The sequence below is a fragment of the Desulfosporosinus sp. BICA1-9 genome (assembly GCF_000802135.1).
Genome location: NZ_JUEE01000016.1, coordinates 38,435 through 62,988, shown reverse-complemented (window position 1 = coordinate 62,988; position 24,554 = coordinate 38,435). Strand labels below are relative to the sequence as shown.

Sequence of the window (24,554 nt, the reverse complement as noted above, 5' to 3'; positions counted from 1 at the left end):
CCGCCATAGCTAAGGGGTGTAGAGGTTTTCAAAATAACTTTTTCTCAAAATAGGGCTGATAATACACAAATCAATATGGTATGGTAGTCTTAGAAAGGTAGGTTTGGTACCTATGGATAAGACTAGCATGACCTTCTCGGGAAGAAATTTTACTTCTGAAGATATAGAGCTTATCAAGTGGACGAGAAAAAGATATCCACAACTATCTAGGACAGAATTAGCAAGAACCTTATGTGAGTTTCTAGGGTGGACTACACCAGCAGGAAAAGCAAAAACACCTCAATGTACATCCTTTCTAGAAACATTGGAAGAAGCAGGACTCATTAAACTTCCACCGTTAGACACTTCAAAAATAAGGCTTAGGAATTCAAAACTACCAGACTTCAATATCGATACCACTCCGATCGCAGATGAATTAAAGGACCTATTGCCAATAAATCTTGAAATTGCGAGAGCCGGTATAGGGTTGAAGCTTTGGAAACGATACATTAGTGATTATCACATGATCGGTGAGAAACAAGTCTATGGTGCTCAATTAGCCTACTTTATTAAATCAAAAGAGACGATCCTAGGCTGTCTTCAGTTTTCGGCATCCGCGTGGGCCTTGAGCCCTCGGGATGAGTGGATCGGTTGGAATGTCCAAGATAGAAAGCAACGCTTGCATTTGATCGTCAATAACAGCCGATTTCTCATACTTCCCTGGGTTAACGTTAAAAACCTAGCCAGTAAGGTATTATCCTTGGCGATAAAACAGCTTCAAGAGGACTGGTTGCGCGAATATTGTTATGCACCCGTGCTTTTAGAAACCTTTGTCGACACGTCTCATTTTGCGGGCACATGCTATAAAGCCTCGAACTGGATCTATCTTGGTGAAACACAAGGTCGAGGTAGAGTGGATCGAAAAAGAGAGTATGCTCTATCTCGTAAAGCGATCTTCATGTATCCCCTTCAAAACGACTTTAAAGATTGCCTTAAAGGGATTAAGCCCTACAAGGTGGTGAATCCTGATGACTAGACCAGAAAAACGACAAGAGAAGCGAGCCCAAGAGCAAACACTTAAAATTGGTGAGTTAGAAGCTAAAGGATTCAACTTTGTAGGATTAGAAGAGTATCACAAGAAACGGGCCATAGCGAATAGAAAGCGTGGTTACGAGAGCCCGGAAGACGAAAAATCAGACCGACAGGACTGTGTCGAAGCTGCGCTGAAGGTGTATCAAAGAACATTACCTGTACTCCTTAATCGATTGAGCAAAATCAAGGATCCAAGACAGCCAAAGAAGGTAAAGCACAGTTTAACGGTTCTCATGATCTATGGAATCCTGATGTTTGTCTATCAGATGTCGTCCTTAAGGGAAGCGAATAAAGAAATGAGCACTGCCATATTTTTTGAGAACATGAGAGCAATGTTTCCAGACTTTGAAACGATGCCACATGCCGATACCTTAAACCGACTCTTGGAAAGAATTAACGTCGAAGAAATCGAAGAAAGTCTGCTAGAACTCTTTGAACAACTCATTAAAAAGAAGAAATTCAGAAACTATCTGATCAATAAGCGCTATCTCATAGCTATCGATGGTACCCAAAAATTCATGAGGACCGAAGAATGGACCAAAGAACCCCTAGTAAGGCATGTTGGCAAAGACAAACACGAACAATATTATGTTTATGTGCTAGAGGCCGTAGTCATCTTAGAGAACGGGATCACCTTGCCGTTAATGAGTGAGTTCTTAAACAACGAGGAATATAGAGATGTTAGTTCTGACAAACAAGACTGTGAACGTAAAGCATTTTACCGTTTTGCCGAAAGAATCAAGCAACGATTTCCCAAACTTAAAATTTCCGTCACCATGGATGGACTCTATGCCTGTGGACCGGTCATAAAAACCTGCATTGACAATGGTTGGGACTATATGCTTGTCTTTAAGGAAGGTTCCATGAGGGATACTTGGAGAGAAGCTATGGGACTGATCAAGTATACGCCTGAAAATATAGGGGAGCATCATTGCGGAGGTCGGAACCAAGTTTATCGATGGATTAATGATCTTGAGTATAACTATGGCAATAACGAGAGAAATAAAGCACGACTCCATGTTGTGATTTGTGAAGAAACCTGGGAAGAAACCAGTCGAACGACGGGCAAAACGACATCAAACACAACAAGGTATGCTTGGCTCTCTGGAAAAAAGATTACGAAAACAAATGTAGAAACTCGTTGTCTCAAGATCGGTCGCTATCGCTGGAAAATTGAAAACAACTTTTTGGTTATGAAACATCAAGGATATCAATATGAGCACTGCTTTTCCTACAATTGGAATGCCATGGTAGGATTTCATCACCTTATGCAAATCGGTCGATTTATGAATGTTTTGCTAGTACATAGTGAGCTTCTAGAGAAAAAAGTAGCCGTACTCGGGATCAATGGCTTGTTAGAGTTTATTTTTAAAGCATGTACAGCGGATGTTCTGGATCTAACCCGTATAGCGTCAATTGTTATCGATAATAATTACCAGTGGAGATTGGTAAGTTAGAATCATCCAACGTTTGGATGACAATTTCAAAAATAATTAATGGCCCCCTTTAGGGTTTGTTTGTGGTGAGATAATTTAGTTTCTAGGCAGATCAGTCTTCATAAAGTGATGTGAGACTAAGGTATAACTTTGCTAATGAGTCATAGTTTCTTAAGCGATTCATCTAATTGGTATAATATTGAAAAATAATTGACTGCGAAAAATATCATGCTTCAGCTCTGCACCCTAACGAATAAAGTTGAAATTATGAACAATCTATAGTATACTAAATAAGTAAACAAATCAAATTTTTAATTTACCTTTGAAATAAGAGCAATTTGACTGGCGGGATAACACGCAGAATTTATCCCGATGGTTGTTGCTTGTTTTTTGTTTGGGTAACACTTTGAAAGGAGTCTACTATGAGCGACAACATTTCCATGAATAGCGAAACCACAACTATGGAGATCTCTAGGTTAATAATCGAGAGATATTTAGAAAGAAAATTAAAAGAAACCGAAATTGTGCACCATCTAAATGAGGTTAATGACGACGACAGAACTGCAAATCTTGCAGTGTTTATTGACGTTGCTCATCACGCTAAATTCCACAAAGCTAAGAGAAAGTCTCAGTATATCCCAGAAGTAGGACGTACTAGAAAAGCGATAGAAGCAAAAATCTTAGAAAAATACGGGATAGTGTTTTATGGACCGTTATATAATAGCGATCGAGAAAAAATGCTTAAGCAAATGGCAGAACGCACAAAAAGGGAACTGGGCTTACTTCGCTAAGCATAAGAGGTTAAATGACTTTTCTCATGTTTTTCTCCAGACGGCTCAGAATGAGCCGTCCTTTTTTATACTTATCAGAAAGTATAACTTACGTTACATACTGCAAGAAGGCTAATACGTGCGAAGACAGTGTCTTCGGGCACCAGCCAAGTTTTCTTTTTGAAATTTTGGCTATTATCTTTAGGACTGTAGCATCTAAGGATGCTTCACTTTTCAAGCGCGTAGTCGGTATCCAAAAACTAATGACCTTTTTTCTATTCTTTTTCAGATACGAGTAAATTATTTGCGCTTCATCGATATCTTGCTGGGTCAATCTACGCGTATCACTTTTTTCTGGGGTAAATTTATCCCTAATCATCTGATTTAGGGATCGCCGCATCTCTGTATTATCTACCTCTACCCTATTAAATACTTTTCCGTAAAGCAGCTTATTCCCTTTGATCAGGAATATCTTAGCAAGTTCCTTGTCAAGAAATTCAACCGTTAAGATATTCCTGTTTTTACTCGAGGATTGAACTAACGACTGCTTACCAATCACATGCCGAAGTCCTAGGTAATACTCTCTATATTTGGCCGCCTTTTCAAAGTTAAGATTCTCAATAGCTTGATCTAACATTTTAGAAAGTTCCTGAACAGGTACCCTATCGTTCCCGTAGATAAGCTGCTGGATTTTATCAATGTGAACCCAGTATTCATCAGGATTTACTTGCCCAGTACAAACACCCAAACAAGTACCCAATTGGCAGAACAAACAACCATTTGCCCTTTCGATCAATCTTGGACTAGGACATTTGCGGATTGGATAAAAATCGTTTAAGTATTGTACTGTAGTCTCTACCCGATGAGGACTAGTAAAAGGGCCAAAATATAAGGCACCATCATCTGCTTTTTCGTTTACAACTGAGCCCGATCGCGCTTGACCCCAAGGAAAGAAGCACTGCTCCACACGCCAGAGCGAACGTAAGGGTTGTGGAAACACCTATTGCTAAAGCAGTACCCACTAACAAAGCTTCCATCAACAACAAGGTAGGAAGAATAGCAGCCAGCAATTTCCCCCATACTACAGGCCATCCAGCAAGGAGGACACTATTTAAGAGCCAGTCGGATTCTCCCTCCCGGCCGAAGGATTGCAAAGCCATGTTACCACTGAACATAACGGTATACATTATTAAAACTGTTATTAAGGAAACGCGGCTAGATTCAGCGTTGGAGAATAGGAATTGGACCACAAAGAAAATCATGATAATCAGAGGAACCAGATAGCCAAACCATTCCCGAGTGTCCCGTATCATGGAGAGCAAATCTTTCTTAGCCACTGCCCACATTCCCAACCAGGGAGAGGCTGTACCAGTGACTTCTGTGTTGATTATTGAATTTCCCTATTTGTCAACAAATTAGGAATCTGAAAAACCAAGGCTATCATAATGCCTGCCAATGCCCCGATAAAGCCAACAGCTTCCTTACTCCGATGCGGCGGCACAATGCGCATCACTAACAGATTGATTAGTTCAGCTATTGCAGTCCCTATGACCCATAGCCCGAGACCCACTATTAAAACCAGGATGTAAAATAATCCTCCCGCATTAAAGAGCAACCCATAAAAAACTCCTGGTAAGAAAGCAAACAAGATTGCTGTCAAAAAGTTACTTCCGATAACCGCTAGAGACTTTACGGCAAAAACAACCTTAAGGGGGACTGGGGCCATGAAAAGAAGTTCTAAATCATCGGACATATAAAGAGTAGCAAAGGCTGCCGTGATGCCAAAGAAAATCTGACTGGCTAAGCCAACCATAAACAACAAAGAGAGAAAGCCCTTAACAGTTTGAGGGGGCATGGTTTTCAAAGCGCCATAGGCGAAAAAGCCTAAGGAAACTAGGATGGCGAGCAACCCCAACATAACAACAACCATGCCGATTAAGGTGCCCACTGGCCTATGGCGCATCTTATTCCAGGCCACTCGCAGCTGGTTTTTCAGCAACAACATGAAGTCTTGTCCAAAGGATTGTTCCGACGGTGGGTCCATCAGAGGAGGAGGTAAGACTATTTTCACTGTTTATCCCTCCTCTAGACTTTTTATTAATTCGGAATTCTCGTGACCACTTGTAAGTTCCAGGAAGATATCTTCCAGGCTTTCCCCTCCGTGCCCAACCTTCTGACGCAGTTCCTCCGGACTCCCCTGAGCAATCAGCAGACCGTCCTTAAGAATAGCAACACGGTGGCACATTCTTTCTGCAATCTCCAAAATATGAGTAGAGACAAAAATTGCCGCTCCCTGCCGAGCCATCTCCTGTAACACATCTTTCAATAGGCGGGCACTGGCAGGATCAAGCCCGACAGTCGGCTCATCAAGCAAGATCACCTTGGGCTGGTTGATGAGGGCTGCAGCTAACACCACCTTCTGCCTCATACCATGAGAATAGCTCTCCAATAACTCATCAACTCGGTCTCCGAGTCCAAACATATCCAGAAGCTGTTCCGTCCTTTTCGCTATGATCGCTTTAGGCACTTGTTGTTACACAATTATACTCTACATCCTATCTTAAACCAAAAATGAAGTTAGAATTCCAATGACTGTCAGAAATTCACTGATGGGATTATGTAAGGAATATAAGTTTAACAACTGTAATACAGGCCCATAGAAATAACATATAAGCCAAAAAACATTTGACTGATTCGCGGTCATTCTCGGCGATAAGATCCGAGGAAATCATCAGGCCTAAAGCGGTTAGGCCCAGATTTGAGATCACGAACATAGTGTAATTGGATAATGAGTCATTTCTGAGGAAGGCAATAATCAGGTCTAGGGCTGAAAGCATAAAGACTGATGTTAGAAATGTATTGGTCAGTGTCATTGGCTTAGAGCTTTTTAAACTTGGGGCAGGTTCGGAAGTCAGACTAGATAGACTTAATTTTCCTGACAGACTTACTTTTGAAATTGACATATTTCATTCCTTCTTTCTTTATTTTATAAGGAACGGTCTTCTTATTTCAACTATAACACTGTGCTCGGACAAATCTTTGTAAGTAGTTTAGTTATGAATTATTCATTGAAAAATATAAACCACCGCCTATTAATAGGCGATGGTAGAGGATCACTATTTAATTTCGATACGGAGCTTTATCTAAAAGCGTCTGATCTATCACTTCGGCTTTTATGTCGATGACTTCCCCAAACATATACTCCTGCGGTCTCTGTTTGAACTTACTGGATCGTTTCTTTCCGAAGTAATATTTGTATATGCCGTATAAACTCGCCAGCGCCGCTCCAACTAACATGATCCCAAAGGAAAAAACGACCGTTGTAACGACGATAAAGAGAATCGCGAGGGACCATAGGGCTTTACTAAGTTTAGTAGGCATCTGAAATCCTCCTTTAATGGAAAGTAAACTTCCTTAATGAAGCAAACTACTTTTAGAACAAGTTCTATAATATCTATTATAGAACAATCTTTTAAAAAAATCTATTCGGGAACTTCTACCAGTTCTCCGTCTTCAAAATTGATGTAATACCTTGCTTGACGTGTACAACCTTGTACACCACAGGTTCCGCTTCAAACACTTTCCAGCATACTACGTTTAATTTGGTATTGGACGGCGCATATTCTACATATTTGACTCCATGCTTTAGTGCCATCAGGGTGGCGCGGATTGGCGTTATTAAAAAGTATTCCTTGGTATTGGTACATCTGAAAAACCTCTTTTCTTCTGTCAGCAAACACATTATTTTTAAGCCATACTGATCTAAGATGGCTTTCTATATATCATTATACCATTTTTCCTATCTAAGACCTATATCGTGGTTATGTTTGATGTCGTAATTATCGCATGACCTTTTCGGTGTAATAACAAATTGCTATTGTTCCTGGACCAACATGCAACCCAATAACGGGTCCTATATCCATAATCTTTGGGGTTATCTTGAGTTTTTCACGAATTACGTTGGCAAGTTCAGCGGCTTCGCCCTGACAATTGATATGCAGAACAACGACTTCTCCTAGCCCATATTGACTAATATCCTGGAGCATTTTATCCACCATGGCCATTACGGCATTCTTTTTGGTTCTTACTTTGGTGAGAATACTTGTTTTGCCATTTTCCACAGTCAAAATCGGAATAATTTTAAATAGATTTCCGATTAAAGCACTAGCTCCTCCAATTCTTCCGCCTTTTTTCAAGTATTCAAGATTCTCAGGGATAAATAAGAAGCGACTTCTTTTTATGTTCTCTAACGCCGCTGCTTTGGACCTGCTCTAATGTCTGTCCTGCTTTTGCCGCTCTGGCAGCTTGGATAACGGCAAACCCAAGTTGCATACAATTAGATCTTGAATCGACGATCTCTATCTTAGCATTCTCATGCTTTTCCAAAACCATTTCTTTGGCAAGTTGAGCTGTGGATAAAGTCCCACTCATTTCTGAAGATAAGAAAATACAACATAGACTATCGCCCATCTCAACCACACTGATCATTTCATCAACCATTTCTCCGATCGAAGGTTGTGAGGAGGTTGGAATTCCTTTGGCAGCCATCATCTTATAGAAAGTCTCGTTATCAATGTCAGTTTCTCTCATGCTCTCAGTTCCAAAGGATAGATTCAAGGATACCATCCTAATATTGAATTCTTTCCTAAGTTGTTCCCCTAAGTAGCTGGTGCTATCCGTCAAAATTTATACTGCCATTATTTTAGCTCTCTTTCGTTACATGCCAATCTCCATAATCTCATAAGCATGTATTCATTATAGCTATATTATAACCTTTATCAAAGCATCGTGTATTTGTTATTCACAATTTATTTATAAATATCTGAGAGAATGTCAGTAATGACCTTTATAGATTATTACATTACTAAATAGGGCTTGCTAACCAAACCTCTTTTTTCCTCTTAGCAAGCAGAATCTTACGATTTTCCGCCTTAAATCCAACTCAGACTTTGGGCAACCCGAAAAGGGTGGATTGGCGCTATAGCCCTCATGAGCAGCCGGTATGAGGATGGAAATTTCCAACAGGACGCCTGAGCAAATCACGTCCGAGGTTAACTTTATCAAGGAACAAAGAGGCCAAATGGTGCATCGATGCAACATTTGATTTTAACTCTATGTGCATGGTTTTTGACGCCAAAGGCTGTTTTTCCATGCACATATTTATTAAGACACTACCCTTAAACCCTTGCGGAGTCTAGACTTTTCGATAAATTAGCAAGCCCTAAATAGATAGATTGATAGACAAATAAATCGATAGATAGATAAATAAAGAAAATGCCCCGAACGGCGGTTTATTTTCCGCCGACGGGGCTTTTTCAGGTACTTACAAGTATTAAGATTTAGACAGTCTCTTCTGTTCCGGCTTCATTCTCAAGATCTTCATCCGTTACCAATGCATTTTCAATGAGAGTACTTAAATGATGCATCTTCATGCCAAGCTTATAGAATTTATTCATGTCGTTAAACTGGTCAATGCAGTTATGACAAGGGATGCAACCTATTTTTGCACCAGTAGCCACTAATTGATCAACTTTAGGTTTAGCTTTAATCATACGCTGCCCTTTGGTTGCCGCTACTGCTAAGGCTCCGCCACCGGCCCCACAACAAATGTTATACTTTCCTTCAGGATTCATATCACGGAAATCCATAACAGTATTTCTCAAGACATAGCGCTGTGGTTCCATGACTCCTTCCTTACGAACCGTATTACAGGGATCGTGAAGGGTCACTGGGAGTGGATTTTTAGTCTTATCGAGTTTAAGGCTGCCATCTTTTATCCATTCAGCATACTTCTCGACGATGTGGCGTACTGGGATCGGTTTACCTTTCCAGAAAGTACGGGCAAACATTCGTGTCGATCGGAAGGCATGACCACATTCTGTAACGACAATCTCTTTAGCATTTAATCTCTCAGCTTCTTCAAAGAGCGGTCGTGAGATTTCCTGGAATTCATCATTTTTCCCTGTGAAGAGACAGATATTGGTAGCATCCCACCGCTTACTGCTAATCGTATAATTAGCTTTGGCAGCATGAAAGACGTGTAAAATCGTCTGCAGTTCATGGGGATAGTGTTTAACCTCTCTGGCATTAAAACCAAAGATAAAATCAGCATCAGGCTTGTCTAAAGGCACTTTATAAGTAGGATCATTCAGTTCTGCCTGAAGTTCCTCCTCAAGCCACTCTAGAGTCTCATCAAAATCGAGTTGCTCGACAGCCATCTGGTTACCTGTGCGCATATGGTCATCAGCAATGATTTGTAAATGACCGGGTGGCATTGGCGTCTTTCCTCGGAAAGCCCTTGTTATCGCGGCGATGTTAACACCCATGGGGCATTCCACCGTACATCGTTCACACATATTGCAATTCCAGACGAATGGATCGCTAGTTAATTCTTCCCGCATTCCAAGTGCTACTTTGCGAATGAATTTACGAGGATCCTGATCCTCAATTAAATTACTATACACACAACCAGCCGTACACATACCACAAGAAAGGCAATTGGAAAAATCATAACCTTTTAATAATCCAGCCACTTCATCTCTCAAGGTAGGATCTAAGCTTTTAACTCTAATGGGTTCAGCCATTCTTACTATCACCTCCGACTTGATTAATATTCATTAGGGAGCTCTTTTAATTGAGCCATGGAAAAGACTGGTCCATCTTTACAGACATACTCTGTTCCGATATTGCAACGACCACAGATTCCCAAGCCGCACTTCATACGCATTTCTAAGGACGTGTAAATTCGCTCAGGTGGGAAGTTGAGTTTTTCTAAGACAGGTAAAGTATACTTGATCATGGCTGGGGGTCCGCAAACGACAGCATAAGAGTTAACCGAAGAAGGAGCAATTTGTTCAGTAATGGTTGGAATAAAGCCAACATGTTTATTCCAGCCTTCTGCTGGCCTGTCGATGGTGGTGACCAAATTAATGTTGGGGTTATTCTCCCACTCAGCTAATTCTTCCTTGTAGAGCAATAAGCCAGGGTTTCTGGCACCGTAAATAACCGTAATATCACCATAGTCACCACGATGCTTAGGATCGAGCATGTATTTAGCTAATGAACGCAGAGTCGTAAAAGCAAAACCGCCACCGATAATGACAAGATTTTTCCCTTTAAACTCTTCGATGGGATAGTAATTACCCATCGGTCCTCTAACTCCTACCATGGTACCCTCTTCCATGAGGTGTAAGGCATTAGAGACACAGCCTACTTTAGCTACCGAAAACTTGAGAATTCCAGGTTCAGTCGGAGAGGTTGCTATTCCAAAGGGAGCTTCTCCATGACCATAGGCGCTTAGTTCTGCAAACTGACCTGGCATATATTTGAAGTTCTCTTCATCTTGTTTGTTTAAATACTCTAAAGTAAAGGTGTTGATCAGCTTGTCTTCAGTTTCTACTAAATTTTTAACCAGCTTCATTGTTATGGGTATATAAGGATTCTGTTGCATCATTCCACCACCAATTCTGCTTTGTTAGCCCCATCAATGACTTGTCGAATATCCATATTAACTGGGCAACTTTTTATGCAGCGACCACAGCCTATACACGACATAGATCCATTGTTATGGACAAAATAGTTGAACTTGTGCATTAACCGCTGACGCCAACGGGCCTTTTTCTGATCTCGTGGGTTATGACCAGAACCATGAAGTGTAAAGAGAGGGGCCATACAGCCATCCCAGGTTCGTACTCTGGTACCTTCATTTTTTCGCACTTCCTCGGAAATATCAAAGCAATGGCAGGTAGGACAGGAGAAGGAACAAACATTACACCCGATGCATTTTTCTTGGAGAGTATCCCAAAACGGATTAGTAAACATTTTGTCAAGTTTACTGGTAATCGTTGAAACATCTACCTTGCTCGTGGTTTCTGCGCTTTTAATTTTATCAACCAAGGCTTGTTCATCCACTGTCAGTTCTGATAATGCTTCGAAACGAGCAGCTAAGGCTTGCCCTTTCTCAGTGATCACTTCTACTTCGTAGGCATCTCCGAGATCGATCAAAAATAGATCGGAACCTTCACTGCCTGCTGGAGAAAGATCAAAAACGGAGCAAAAACAAGTCGGGGCAATTTTGTTACAGGCAACTCCGATTATGACTGATTTATCACGTCGTTCAAAATAATAAGGGTCGGTATACTGATCATTTTTGAAGACCATATCTAAGAGTTGCATCCCTTTAGCATCACACGGTCTAATTCCAAAAAGAACAGTATTTTCAACTTTTAGTTCGCTCTTAACAGTTACCTCTTTACCCTCTTTCTTATAAGACATGAGTTTTTCATGTTGAGGGAAAAAGAAGGCTTTGGGAGGAAGCTTAGAATTTAGATAATCTTGCTTGACTTCTGAGAAGCTTTTAACTCCTTTGAAAGCAATTCCGCTAGCATCACTAACCGGAGCAATTATTTGGTACTCAGCCACTAAAGCATCAAATGCTTGGCCGAATTTTTCTTTACTTATCTTCATTATCTTCACCTCACTCCTTTACCAAGAACTGTTCTTCTGGATCATTTGTGCTATAGACATTTAGAGCAGGTTTAACGTCTTCGTTGATCCCTGATTCATGGTTATACATTTCGTAAACATCTTTAGTCATTTTGCGATTTAAGGCCCGAATATCCACCCCTTGTGGACAGGCACGGCTACAAGTCCCACAATCAACACAACGGCCAGCTAAGTGCAGCACACGGCCAGTTTGGAAGAGAAGATTTTCTGCACGATCCACTCCGCCTGTCAACCACCTTGGGGAATTGCAATCCACAAAACATTCCTGACAATAGCACAAAGGACAAGCATTACGGCAAGCATAACAGCGAATGCACTTGCTCATTTCTGCTTTGAAGTACTCTTGGCGCTCGCTCTCAGATTTATCTTCCATAGCGGTAACGTCTGCAAAGGCAGTAACCTCTTGAGAAACTTCAATCAATTCGCCAACTTGGAGATCCACCAAGACTGGATTTGGGTAACGGCAGGTTTGGCAGGTAGCATCTTTTACTTCAGTAAAAAGATACTCTTTATCCCCTTCCATTCCCTTAACGGATACTTTTCCGTCGCTTATACTAGCTTCGAGAATTTCCCCTACTTCGGCCTCGATCTTTCTCTGATCGATGACCCCTTGACAGGAAACACCGATGATATACAAGTCATCTCTAAGCAATTGGTTTTCCTGTAACAGGACGACTAAAGCGCGACTGTCACATCCTTTAGCGACAATGGCTTTTTTGCCAGGAGTCTTAGCCACAAAGGCCGCTAAATTATTCTCGCAGGTTTCATCCCAAATCAAGGAGTCAACCTCTTGAACGGAATGCACAAAGCAAGGAGTTGCTTTTAAGGGTAAGGAACCTTTTTCGTAGCCAATAACAACGTCTACTTTTCCTTCAGCCAGTAATTGACGGGCCTTTTCTCGGATATCGTTTATGATATTATTCATCCGTTGCACCCCCGTCATCTACTTTAAAGACCCCTTTATTAGGTCCAAGTGCACTAACCCGTTCGGTAACCCCTTTTACGACTTCCGCAAATCGGCCACCTTCTGCAGCTGATACCCAAGAAAAGTTAACTCGATCTTCTTCTAAACCCACATGGGTTAGCAACGATTTAATGAGCGCAAATTTTCTGCGTGCAACATAGTTGCCACTTATATAATGGCAATCCCCTGGGTGACATCCGGAGACCAAGACTCCATCAGCGCCATTAGCCATAGCTTTTAAGATATACAAAGGATTGATTCTGCCGGAACACGGGACCCGAATTGTTCTAATGGTGGGTGGATATTGAATTCTGCCAACACCCGCTAGATCCGCGCCTGCATAACTACACCAGTTACACAAGAAAGCAGCAATTTTTGGATCGTACTTTTTATTTTCAGCTTCTACCTGAATTTCTCCCATAATCATCTACCTTTCCCAATCATTATTGGCTCACAAACATTTATAGGAAATTCAACATCTCAACAATTTGCTCGTTTGTGCACCCTCTGAGGCTAATGGCTCCGCAGCGGCAACTTGAAGCACAGGCTCCACAGCCTTTACATAGAGCATCGTTAACAACGGCTAGGCGATTGACCAAATCAACCGTGACTGCTTTGGCCGAACAAACCGCTTCACAAGTCCCACAAGCAGTACATTTACGCTTGTTAACAAAGGCATTTAGACCAGCAGATTCAACCTGATCTTTAGACAAGGCCACACCCGCGCGTCCTGCAGCGGCTTTAGCTTGCGCAATGACTTCTTCCATGTTCTTGGGACTGTGTGCGATACCTGCCATAAAGACGCCATCAGTACTAAAATCGACTGGGCGCAATTTCATATGAGCCTCTAAGAAGAAACCTTCAGCATTTAAGGGGATTTTGAACCACTTAGAGAGTTGTCTGCCATCGGCAGGTGCTTTAATGGCAGCAGCTAAGCAAACCACATCTGCTTCAATTTCTAAGGGGCGATCTAAGACGTGATCTCGTACCGTTACAATCAGGGTCTCCCCTTCTTTAGTCAAGACTGGCTTTTCATTCTCACTATAACGGACAAAGATGATTCCAATTCGTCTCGCTAGCTCATAGTCCTCTTCAAAGTAACCATAGGTTCTCATATCGCGGTATAAAACGAAGACATTAGCCCCTGGATTTTTGGTTTTAACTTTAAGCGCTAATTTAACCGATTTAGTACAGCACGTACGGCTACAGTAAGGGTTTTCTTCACAACGCGAGCCAACGCATTGAATAAAGACGAAATTCTGGGCATTTTCTATCTTTGAGTCATGGTTATAGATTGCCTCATCCATTTCAATTTGGGTCATTATTCGCTGATCTTGGCCGTATAAATATTCCTTAGGCTTGTATTCTTGCCCACCAATGGTCAGGATTGCTACACCATGTGCTATCTGTTCGCCATTTTCTAAAGTGGTTGTAAAGCTGCCTAAGAAGCCACCAACCTCTTTGATGCCCACACCTACATGGAGTTTGATCTTGGGATGGTTGCTTACTTGGTCGATAAGCCCAGCAACAAATGCTTTCATATCTTCTCCTCTGAAGCCAGTGGAGAATCTTCGCGCAACGCCGCCTAGAACTTGGTCTTTTTCAACCAAATGAACTTCGTAACCTTGATCTGCAATGGATAGAGCACTGGTCATACCCGCTACTCCGCCTCCGATGACCAAGGCAGCATGGTTCATGGCCATGAAGATCGGTTGAACAGGCTGTTGCATGGAAGCGCGGACAATCGCTAACTTTGTCAGATCTTTAGCCTTTTCCGTCGCTTTTTCCGGCTCATGCATATGAACCCAAGAACATTGGTCACGGATATTGGCCATGTCAAACAGGTGAGCATTTAAACCGGCTTCCTTCAACGTCTCTTGGAATAAAGGCTCGTGGGTTCGTGGACTACAGGAAGAGACCACAATTCTATTCAACTTTTGTTCGCTAATCAGAGCTTTGATCGAAGCCTGAGCATCTTGAGAACAAGCATAGATTTTATCAGTTGCATAAGCCACGGTGGGCAGAGTCTTAGCGTACTCAACGACGCTAGGGACATTGACAACGCCGCCAATATTGACCCCACAGTGACATATAAAGACACCTGTTCGGATAACATCTCCGGCAACATCCAGTTCGGCTGGATATTCTTTTTCACTGACTAAGGTTCCCCGCTGATCCGCTAATAAAGCGGAAGCTGATCCGGCAGCTGCACTGGCTTGCATAACAGTTTCCGGAATATCTCTGGGTCCGCTAAAGGCTCCGGCCGCAAAAATCCCTGCTTTAGAGGTATTTACTCCAGTGAGGGGTTCAAGCTCAGCAAAGCCAAATTTATTGACTTTAAGATCTAACAGTTTGGCTAATTCTTTAGAGCTATCTCCTGGTTCAATCCCCACAGATAGAACGACTAAATCAAATTGGTCAGTGCTGATTTGACCGTCTTCTGTCGAGTATCTTATGACAGCGTCTCCAGAACCATCTTTGGCTTCGGTTACTTCATATATACGGGAACGAATGAAGTTAACTCCATGTTGATTCTTAGCACCTTCATAATACTTTTCAAAGTCTTTACCAGGAGTTCTCATATCCATGTAGAATATGGTAGTATCAACCGGTATATGGCTGTGTTCTTTAGCGATGACTGCTTCTTTTATTGCGTACATACAGCAAACACCGGAACAGTAATTTTTATCGATTTTGACGTTTCTGGAACCGACACACTGAATCCAAGCGATCTTCTGTGGTTCTTTTTGGTCAAAAGGCCTTACCAAATGACCGTCAAAGGGCCCTGATGCGCTGAGCAGACGCTCGAACTCCAGACTTGTAATAACGCTTTTGATTTGTCCATAACCGTAGTAATCGAGGCTAGAGGCATCAAATACTTTAAAACCAGGATTAAGAATCATCGAGCCTACTTCAACTTCAAATTCTTTGTCTTCCATCTGATGGTCTATTGCCCCAGCTTGACAGGCCTTAACACATTTCAGACAAATGTCCTTACCTTTGGCTTTACCGCGGGTTTGATACAAACAATTCTTTTCGTCAATTCCATAGGCATTGGGGAAGGCTTGCGAATACTGTTTGAAGGCAGCTTTGCGTTTTCCTAAGCCCTGGTTGAATTCATCATCGACTTTAACTGGACAAGCTTCAGCGCAGGCTCCGCAACCCGTACATTTTTCGAGATCAATATAACGTGCCTTTTGCTTAATGGTAACTTTGAAATTACCTGCTTCTCCTGCTGTTTTGACAACTTGTGAATTGGTGTAGGTTCTTACATTAAGATGGCGTCCGCATTCCACTAATTTTGGGGATAAAATACACATCGAGCAATCATTGGTTGGGAAGGTCTTATCCAACATTGGCATAGTTCCGCCAATTGCTGACGATTCTTCTACCAAATGAACTAAGTATCCCGACTCTGCTAAATCCAGTGCAGCTTGAATCCCGGCAATTCCTGCGCCAACAATCAAAACAGAACCTATTTTATTTTGACTCATTACAACCCCTCTTTCTTCCTTACTCCTTATTAAAGATAGTTACAACAATCACAAGGAACAGTTTATTAATTCGCCATATAAAGCATAAATCCTTTCTCTATATGACAAAAATTTTAAAAATTATGTTATTTACGAAATTAGACTTATCTTTTTTAATCCAAACGGCTTAAATCCATGATTTTTTCTAGAATCCCACTCCTAGAAGTGGGATTCTAGGGTTTCTTGTACTCACTATTTAACAAATTAAGGGGAACGCCTTCCCTAGTATATCTTGGTGAAGCTCGGTAGAAATATCTATTTCTCGTCCTAAGCTAAAGGAGTAGAGGGTGCTTTTTACGACCTTGATCTTGGTTAACTGCTCGATAGCCTGAGCGTAAAGTGAAAGTTGAAGGGCATATCGTTTTTTCAAGACCTCCTCAGGATCCATCACCTTATCTGTCTGAAATGAATCCGTCTTGTAGTCGAGAATTTCCGCTTTTTCCTCTTGGCGATCGTCAATATAAATAATCACAACATCGATAACCCCTTGGACTAAAACAGTTGTTTGATCCTCAGCTGGAATCGTCAAGGTAAATGGGACTTCTCGAAGTACTTTTTCTGCCTTAAAGAGCCGCTGTCCAAGTGGAGATCCCAGAAACTCAACAATTTGACTTGCCTGAATGATGCTCTTTTCCTCGGCACTGAGAATTTCACGTTCCTCGAGTAGATTCAAGAATTCGAGAATATAGTCCAACTGTTCTGTCTGAACTAAGGTTGGCCAGAGATTTCTCAGTTCCTTAAAGGGAATGTGCTGCATTACCGCGTGCAAGGCTGTTCCTCGTTCTGCAGCTGTCATTGATTGCGCGACTTGAAGAAATTTAGGTCGTTTCATAACATCAGCTTGCTTAGAGAGCGTCGAAATCGGGGAAACGTCGTCTTGGGTATGCCAATTATTCTGCCGTTTTAGTTCGCTCACACTTGTTTTGGCTATTTGGCGAACAGATTTATGGTGGGGATATTGCCAGCTTAACCGCTGGCTGACCTCAACAAACCATTGCTCAACAGTTTTGTCTTCAACTGGGCACTCTGATTTGTTTTGGTTTACTAAGTTAATACTTTCTTTAAGGTCCGCTATTTCACCATCGTTATCCTTATCATCCTCTTCTCGATATACTTCGTCACTCTCTTCGTGATACCTCTCGCTACTTTCTTCATTAACTGGCATCAAACTTTGATGAAGATGGATTTCCCAGCGTGAACCTGCTTCAGGCAGGGAAAACGTCCTTTGAGGGTTTTCTGGGAATTCTGCTGTCCCGAAGAGCGGTTGGGGATGGCGGGCTAGGGCAGGTCCAATCCAATCTAGAAAACATTTGGCACTCCGAAGTTGACCATCTGGTAAGGGGATTTCGTTCCACTCCGAAGTTCGTTGCCATTTGGCAAGTGTTTTATCGAAGGTATCTATATTACCATAGAGAAAAAGTCGTTCCTTAGCTCGAGTGAGTGCTACATAGAGGATCCTTAATTCTTCAGCCAATGATTCTTGGGCTAGACGTTGTTTGAGAGCGTACTGGATTAAGGAGGGGTAGCGAACATTGTTTTCCACATCGATAATCGGCATACCCATTCCTAGCTTTGAGTGGAGGAGCACCTTTCCCTTGAGGCTTTGTGTGTTAAACGTTCGTCCTAAACCAACGACAAAAACAACTGGGAACTCCAAGCCTTTGCTGGCGTGAACTGTGATCAAACGAACAACATTTTCATTTTCTCCTAAAGCACGGGCATTGCCCATGTCTTTGCCTTGTCCTTGAAAGCGATCTAAAAAACGGAGAAAACGGAACAAGCCACGGTACCTTGTGGATTCAAAGCGACTAGCACGGTCATAGAGGACCCTTAGGTTAGCCTGACGCTGAATGCCTGCTGGCAAGGTCCCCACATAAGTCAAGTACCCGGTCTCTTCATACAGAGACCAGAGCAGATCCGCTAAGGATGATCGACGAGATCTGGTTCTCCAGGTTTGTAGGTTACTCCAAAACCTGGTGATTTTATCCTTAAGTGCCGGAGCACTGCCTAAAATAACTTGGGCCTTCTCTAGTCGTCGCTCCCAAGATTCTTCATAGAGACCTAAGATTTGTCTGAAATCCCTTTCTAGCTCCTTGGTCAAAGTTTCATGTAGTCCGGCCCATACTCCTAGGGTTAAGGCCTCAAAGAAGTCTCCTTCAGGCAGCATCATTCGGACTTTGCCTAACTCACTCCCATTTAGACCCACGAGGGGAGAACGCAGGACCGCCGCCAAGGGAATATCCAGACGTGGATTGTCGATTGTCTTAAGCAAGGACAACATTGTTTCCACTTCGCTGGCTCCGAAGTAACCACTGGTTGTTTCCGCATAGACGGGAATGTTAGAGCTTTGGAATTCTTCTACATAGATCGGGGCAACCGCTGAATACGAGCGCATCAAGATGACAATATCCGAATAGCGGACGGGACGAAAAAGTTTAAGCTCTTTATCAAAGATTTGAAATTCTGACTCTTGCACCATGTGCTGTATTCGTTCACTGACTAATCGGGCTTCGATCCGTGCCTTATCAAGATCTTCCGGAGATAAGGTTTCTTCCGTCCTTGAAGAGGACTGCGCCTCCGTGTCTAAGTTGCTTTCTAGAGAAGAAGATTCTCTGTCGGCCGTTCCCTCATCACAGGAAAGGTCGGTTAATTGTTTCTTTATACTGCTAGAGTCAATCAGGTGAACTTCAATCGGTCCTTCTGCTGTGCGCAGTTGATCTTGTCCAGAGACAAATGAGGCACCATATTGTAGAGCTGCTTGGTCATCGTAGGAGATTTCTCCTGCGCCCTGGGTCATGATCTGACGAAAGAGGAAATTTACTCCGTCTACCACTTCAAGACGACTTCGAAAGTTCTTGTTGAGATCTATGACAATCTTCGCTTCAGCTGGTTCACTCAGCGAACTAGGGGTCCAATGGGGCAATGTGCTGTATTTGGTAAGAAATAAGCTGGGATCGGCCATGCGAAAGCGATAAATGCTTTGCTTCACGTCTCCGACCATAAAAAGATTAGGAGATCCCTCTTGCCTCGAGACAAGCTGTAAGATGCGCTCTTGGACGGGGTTAATATCTTGGTATTCATCCACCAGCACTTCCGCAAAATACTCCTTTAATCCTTGGGCGATGGGCGAAGCATCCCCCTCTACCTCCAGTAATTGCAGCGCAAAATGTTCTAAATCCGTAAAGTCTAAGATGTTCCGAGATTCTTTGGCTGCCCTATAGACTTGAGAGAATTCTTGGACTAAAGCACTGAGTGTTTCTACCATCGTCCCCATCTCGCGAAGGGCAGGAAGTTGGAGCTTTATAGGAAAGGCAAAGACGTTATCCTTGAGAGAATTGAGTTTCTTCTTAGCCTCATCTCTTAATTTCTTGCATTCTTCTTGTAATGACTTTTGGGTTGCTTCGTCAAGGTCCTCTGGTTCCAGGTCAGAGGTGGGTATTTTCTTAGATTTCGAACGAATTGGCTTTAACTTAGAAAAATTGACGGCGCATTGTAATTGTGTTTCGACCTGGGTCCAATCTCCTTCTTTCAAGACACGATTTAGTAAGCCAACTTGATTTAAATCATCTTGGATTGTCTCTGCATAGGGCGCTGGCCCACCTTGATGGCAGGTGATCTGGAGGGCTCGTTCAAGTAGATTTAAACTTTCACCGACACGATCCAGGAGTCCTTGGCGGACGGATTGTCCCCATTCGCTTTGCATCAAGGATTCAATAGAATCCCACACATAGGCCTTCTGAAGAGCATTCAGCCATTTAGCTGGCAGTGGTTGACTATAGGCAAAATTATAGAGATGCAAAACATGATCCATCAAAGGTTGGTCATCACGATCCGAACCAAAGGCATCGACAAGCTTTAAAAAGGCGAGGTCTTCTCGTTCATAGTGAGTTTCAAAGAGGTCTTCAACCATGTCCTGACGCAAAAGTTCAGCTTCTGCTTGATCAGCAACTCGAAAGGCTGGATCTAGTTCAAGTTGGTAAAAATACTTGCGGATCAATTCCAAACAAAAGGAATGTAAGGTCGTAATGCTGGCCCGATTCAGCAGGGTGCGTTGGTTTAAGAGACGCTCAACTGCTCCCATCTCAAGTTCCTGAAACAAAGCATCATCTAAAGCTTTGCCGATACGCTCTTTCATTTCGTTAGCTGCCGCTTTAGTAAAGGTTACGACAAGAAACCGATCCACATCGACTGGCTCTTCAAGGTCTGTGATTCTGTGAATCAAGCGTTTTACGAGGACCGCAGTTTTACCAGAACCAGCAGCAGCAGCTACCAAAAGCTGGCCCCTTAATTGGATGGCGGCTAATTGTTCCGCTGTCCATTTTGGCTCACTCATCTTCGATCCCCTCCTTCCAACCAGTTGAGATCAAGGTTTTTAGAGCTTTTGAGTTCTCTTAGTTGTGGGCGGTCATCGGCTGAGGATCCAAAATTTTGCGTGGAGGTCGTGATATTCTCGACACGCTTCCAGACCTCCTCTTGCTTCAAGGCAGGTAGGTCTCGATATTGGTTTTCTGGAAGATAAGGATCAAAGTGACACACGGGTTTATAAGAACAGTATTGACAGCCCGTGCTCTTTCCTCTTCGGTATGGAGATAGGGAAATATCTCCATCTAATAGCCTTTCCCCTGTCTGTCGGAACCACTTATGAAGATAATCACTAAGCATCGAAAACTGGTCCTCAGTCAGGACATTGGCGCCTTTCTTAAAGGTTCCATCTTTTTTTAAGTTTAGCCCGAGTAAATCCGATTGTCCGGTGGCAAAGGAAGAATCCATGGCTTCTAAGACCCGTGGATTAGCTAATAGATACCCACTGACTTTGATGGCTTGGACACGACGTTGTTCCAATTCTTCCGAACTAATCGGGATCTTCTCTTCCAGCTGGGGTTCCAGGACAGGAAAATACAGAAACCCTGCGGGGACCTTCTGCGGTAAAGCGCTATCCAGATTGGCAGTTATATCTGATCGTAAGACTCCCACTTCTACAAGTGGGAGTGCTACCCCCGGCTCTGCTTCGGTGGGGGTAGAGTCCCCCACCGAAGACTCGATGTTCAACTTTAGTTGAACGAGTTCACTAAGCAAGCTATCTGACTGGATTGGCGACTGATTTTCAGCTTGCCCGGATAAACCAAAAGCTGAGGATGTGGTATTAAGTAAGACTTCAGCCCCCTGCAAAGCGACATTTAAATAGGCGAGTAATTGAAGATTTAGTCCATAATAAATCGTATCCAGCGCTAAGCTTAGCTCACGGGATTTGTAATCGAGAATTCGCAAATACACTTGTCCATCTAGAAAGGCGGCATCTACACGGTCAATTTGTCCGCATAAAAGCAGAGAATCCTCTTCCGTCAAAGGGATCTCAATTCCCGGCAATGTTTGATCAGGACCAAAGCCAACTTCCAGCTGAATCGGAATGAAAATCCCTCTGCGAGCATGTTCAGCGAGGACTTTCACAGCGTGATGAACCGTGCGCTTTAATTTATGAGTTAAATAGCGGTAGCGGGCGCTGCTTAGGAGGATTTTATGTTGCAGATTTGGGGCTAGTCCATCCGCAAGCTCACTGACGAGTGCCCAAGATTCTTCCTTGGTCAATTTGCCCCAATCTAAGCCGCGTTCCTGGAGTTGGATTGCGAAATCATGCAGGAGGGTATGAAAAAATTCGCCCATATTGGGGCTGGATAACTGATATGTAGGTCTTTCTCGAAGCTTGAGCCCATAACGGGCATAATGACCAAAGGGACACTTAGCAAATTGTTCTAAACGAGAGATACTGGCCTTTAGACGTTTACCGTATAAGCGGCGTGCGAGAGGACGTTGAATTTTTTCTTCCTGATTTTGGCTGAAAAGACTAGCGCGAAAACGTTCCATTTGATTATTGCGAAGAGAATCCTGGGTCAGCCATTTCTCAGTAGCTTTCCACAGTGGGGATAGTGGCTCCCCTTGACGCAAGGTGCGTAGTTGTTCTGCATAGGCTTGAAGGGCAGTATCGGGATGACTAAGGCGTTGAATATCCTCTTGGTTCCCTAAGAAACTTTCGGAAAGGTTTGGGAAAAGCTGCCTCAGTCTTCTCACAACGGGTGAAACTGTGAGACCTTTCCCCTCCTCATCCGTGAGCGGGTAACAAACCACCAGCTTTTCAGTAGCTCGGGTAAGGGCAGAGTAGATAAAAAATTGTTCTTCAAAGGTCTGAGCCTTTCCTTTGGGAGCCAGTGGGATACCAACAAGCTTCAATTGTTCCCTTTCATACTCGTCAAAAACACCGTCTGTTCCCGGCCGAGCAGGCAGTACACCCTCATTGGCTCCTAAGAGGAAGAGAACCCTAACTTCAGGATTTCGGGAACGATCTAAGGACCCCACTAATACTTGGTCTAGTCCAGGTGGTATCAGGCCCAGTTCAATAGCTTCCAGACCAGAGGCGAGAATTAAAGAATAGTCTTCAAGCTTCAAAGACTCATCCCCTAATCCTGCCACAATTTCATCAAGGACTTGGATAACGGCTTCCCAGATTTGGGCGTGGAGTCTAGCCTCGCTAAGATTTCCCTCCTGCTGAGCCTGCAGTGACCATTCCTTTAAAGTTGCTTGAACATTAAGCTTTTCTAAGAAATCGTATAGGCTTTCAGTCGCGTCCCGTACATTCAAGGTCTCTGGTTGGTTTCCGGGTATAATCCCTTGGATAAATGGATTGATTAGCTCATAGACTGTTTGCCTGGCAGAATTTAGTTCAGCTTGAAATTTCAATTCCTCAGCACGTTGTTCCTCATCTTGCCCCAATGACCATTGGCGATGGTAACGCCAGGCTGCGTTTCTACTCCAACCCTCTCCGTGAATCCCATGTTCCAGTACATAGTTTTCCAGCCGATCGATGGCATCCCTATGCAGAGGGAAAAAGTCCGTCTTTAAACAACGAAAGAGTGGTTCGTAGCTCCAGTGTCGCTCCACCACTTCAGGAATTGATTGCACCAATTCAATCAAGGGATGGTGCAGGACAGAGCGTTTATGATCTAAAAAATATGGGACATCATAGGACGTAAACACCTGGGTAATCAGGTCATGGTAGCCCGAAAGATCTCGACTCATGATAGCTATTTCGTTCCAGCGTAACCCTTCATCTCTGACCAAGTCCCGTAGTTTCCGTGCCACCCCTTCCACTTCAGCCCGCCGGTTAACGGCCGATAGGACTTGAATTCCCTCTCCATCTAATCGTGAGACTCCCACTTCTGTCTTAGCTTCAGACATTTTTGTGACAGGGTAAACAAAAAAATTCGTTTCTAAATGACTAAGCCAAGGGTGCTTAAAGCGCTTTGTGCTCTCGAGAAACGTTGGAGGGTGTAAAAGTATACCCGTCTCTGCTCCAATACGTTGCAGATCTTGATAAGTATGCCAAGGACCTGTAAAAAATTCTTCCCCGACCTTAAAGATCCCCTCGTCTTGTGGGCGTTCCTCCCTGATTAAGATTGGATCAAGAGGAAGTGTAATAATTACGTCTTGGACAGTACAAACAAGGGTTTTCAAGACTTCTAATTCCTGAGGGGTAAATCCTGTAAACCCGTCAACCCACACTTTAGCCCCTTGAAGAAGGGGGGCCATAGGGAGTTTTTCTGCCAAGATCGATAATTCATCATCTGGGTCGCGGGTTCTTAAGCCTAGAGCTGCTTGGAATTCTTCATAAATAAGGGCTAAATCCTGGAGTTTATCATTTAAAATTCCATCAGTTTTCGTGACCTTTCGTAAAGCACTCGGAACAATCCGGTAAGTTTTGAATTCCCCAATAGCTTGCGCGAGAAGATCAGCCATACCTGGTCGGGTAGCAGAGCGAGCAAACGCTTTGAAATGAAGACGATGCTTTAAGAGGATCTTGCGGAGGAGCATCCGTTTACCAATGGTACCGATCAGTATTTTTTGCCCTCCCCCAGTTTCAGAAAAGACACGCCAGCCAAGTCTCCGAAAACTTAAGACTTGAGCGCGTAAACTTCCACCAAGATCAGGAGTATTGGCTAAGGCTATTTCCATCTGATAAGTTGCCTGCTCGGGAACTAGGAGGATGAGTGTCTCCCCTAAGGGTTCCCTGCGTAGTTCGCTACGGATTTCATCCAAACATAGGGTGCTCTTGCCACTACCAGCCCGCCCGAATACGAAACGGAAACCCAAATCAATCGCTCCTTTCTAAGGACATGTTGTCCCTTCAAGTTAATTTCATGAAGTTAGTGAAGTTAAAAGATTCTTGGCATGGAACTAGTTCTTCATCCATAGGAATATATAAGCGATTGGAGGGTAGATAGTG

Annotated in this window: 15 protein-coding genes and 3 pseudogenes; 4 read left to right on the top strand and 14 right to left on the bottom strand. The window is 43.0% G+C overall.

Going from position 1 to position 24,554, the window contains the following annotated elements; genetic code table 11:
- The first annotated feature begins 112 nt into the window (after positions 1-112).
- From JL57_RS02025 to JL57_RS02015, 3 genes are all read left to right on the top strand, one after another.
- Positions 113-1,015, top strand: coding sequence for a Druantia anti-phage system protein DruA (locus tag JL57_RS02025; RefSeq protein WP_291299584.1), 903 nt, complete (start codon positions 113-115; stop codon positions 1,013-1,015).
- Positions 1,008-2,528 carry a transposase family protein gene (locus JL57_RS02020; protein ID WP_291299583.1) on the top strand — a complete coding sequence of 507 codons (1,521 nt, stop codon included), beginning with the start codon at positions 1,008-1,010 and terminating at the stop codon, positions 2,526-2,528. Before JL57_RS02025 ends, JL57_RS02020 begins: the two co-directional genes overlap by 8 nt.
- A gap of 401 nt (positions 2,529-2,929) precedes the next feature.
- On the top strand, positions 2,930-3,298 hold the full coding sequence (locus JL57_RS02015) for a hypothetical protein (RefSeq protein ID WP_034140380.1): 369 nt from the start codon (positions 2,930-2,932) through the stop codon (positions 3,296-3,298).
- 88 nt (positions 3,299-3,386) lie between these two features.
- Here the strand turns inward: JL57_RS02015 and JL57_RS02005 are convergent, their stop codons facing one another.
- The 14 genes and pseudogenes from JL57_RS02005 to addB form a co-directional block, all read right to left on the bottom strand.
- Entirely contained in the window at positions 3,387-4,049 is a 663-nt protein-coding gene (locus JL57_RS02005) for a UvrB/UvrC motif-containing protein (RefSeq protein WP_291299582.1), read from the bottom strand.
- 151 nt (positions 4,050-4,200) lie between these two features.
- A pseudogene (locus tag JL57_RS02000) lies at positions 4,201-5,348 on the bottom strand (hypothetical protein); the annotation flags it as partial.
- A gap of 3 nt (positions 5,349-5,351) precedes the next feature.
- Positions 5,352-5,900: pseudogene (locus tag JL57_RS01995) on the bottom strand (ABC transporter ATP-binding protein); the annotation flags it as partial.
- Positions 5,893-6,240, bottom strand: coding sequence for a hypothetical protein (locus JL57_RS01990; RefSeq protein WP_034140378.1), 348 nt, complete (start codon positions 6,238-6,240; stop codon positions 5,893-5,895). The gene JL57_RS01990 and the pseudogene JL57_RS01995, both read right to left, overlap by 8 nt.
- Positions 6,241-6,397: 157 nt before the next feature.
- Positions 6,398-6,658, bottom strand: coding sequence for a hypothetical protein (locus JL57_RS01985; RefSeq protein ID WP_034140377.1), 261 nt, complete (start codon positions 6,656-6,658; stop codon positions 6,398-6,400).
- A gap of 458 nt (positions 6,659-7,116) precedes the next feature.
- A pseudogene (locus JL57_RS01980) lies at positions 7,117-7,963 on the bottom strand (DegV family protein).
- 653 nt (positions 7,964-8,616) lie between these two features.
- Positions 8,617-9,861, bottom strand: coding sequence for a (Fe-S)-binding protein (locus tag JL57_RS01975; protein WP_034140376.1), 1,245 nt, complete (start codon positions 9,859-9,861; stop codon positions 8,617-8,619).
- 23 nt (positions 9,862-9,884) lie between these two features.
- Positions 9,885-10,727: an FAD/NAD(P)-binding protein gene (locus tag JL57_RS01970; RefSeq protein WP_034140375.1), complete on the bottom strand. Its 843-nt coding sequence runs from the start codon at positions 10,725-10,727 to the stop codon at positions 9,885-9,887.
- A complete protein-coding gene (locus tag JL57_RS01965) occupies positions 10,727-11,743 on the bottom strand; it encodes a 4Fe-4S dicluster domain-containing protein (protein ID WP_034140374.1) in 1,017 nt (338 codons plus the stop codon). Before JL57_RS01965 ends, JL57_RS01970 begins: the two co-directional genes overlap by 1 nt.
- Before the next feature lie 10 nt (positions 11,744-11,753).
- The gene (locus tag JL57_RS01960; protein ID WP_034140373.1) at positions 11,754-12,707 is read right to left on the bottom strand and encodes a 4Fe-4S dicluster domain-containing protein; all 954 of its coding nucleotides are present in this window, start codon (positions 12,705-12,707) and stop codon (positions 11,754-11,756) included.
- Positions 12,700-13,167 (bottom strand): hydrogenase iron-sulfur subunit, encoded by a 468-nt coding sequence (locus tag JL57_RS01955; protein WP_045691635.1) that lies wholly within the window; start codon positions 13,165-13,167, stop codon positions 12,700-12,702. Before JL57_RS01955 ends, JL57_RS01960 begins: the two co-directional genes overlap by 8 nt.
- Before the next feature lie 40 nt (positions 13,168-13,207).
- Positions 13,208-16,240 (bottom strand): FAD-dependent oxidoreductase, encoded by a 3,033-nt coding sequence (locus JL57_RS01950; protein ID WP_034140372.1) that lies wholly within the window; start codon positions 16,238-16,240, stop codon positions 13,208-13,210.
- Positions 16,241-16,475: 235 nt separating this feature from the next.
- Positions 16,476-20,612, bottom strand: a complete 4,137-nt coding sequence (locus tag JL57_RS01945) for a UvrD-helicase domain-containing protein (RefSeq protein WP_034140371.1) — start codon at positions 20,610-20,612, stop codon at positions 16,476-16,478.
- Positions 20,609-24,421, bottom strand: coding sequence for a helicase-exonuclease AddAB subunit AddB (gene addB / locus JL57_RS01940; protein ID WP_034140370.1), 3,813 nt, complete (start codon positions 24,419-24,421; stop codon positions 20,609-20,611). The genes JL57_RS01945 and addB overlap by 4 nt, the downstream gene beginning before the upstream one ends.
- On the opposite strand from addB, the gene JL57_RS36180 reads away from it, so the two are divergent.
- The gene (locus tag JL57_RS36180; protein WP_366556968.1) at positions 24,319-24,552 is read left to right on the top strand and encodes a DUF6268 family outer membrane beta-barrel protein; all 234 of its coding nucleotides are present in this window, start codon (positions 24,319-24,321) and stop codon (positions 24,550-24,552) included. The two genes, addB and JL57_RS36180, sit on opposite strands and share 103 nt — an antisense overlap.
- Positions 24,553-24,554: the final 2 nt, after the last annotated feature.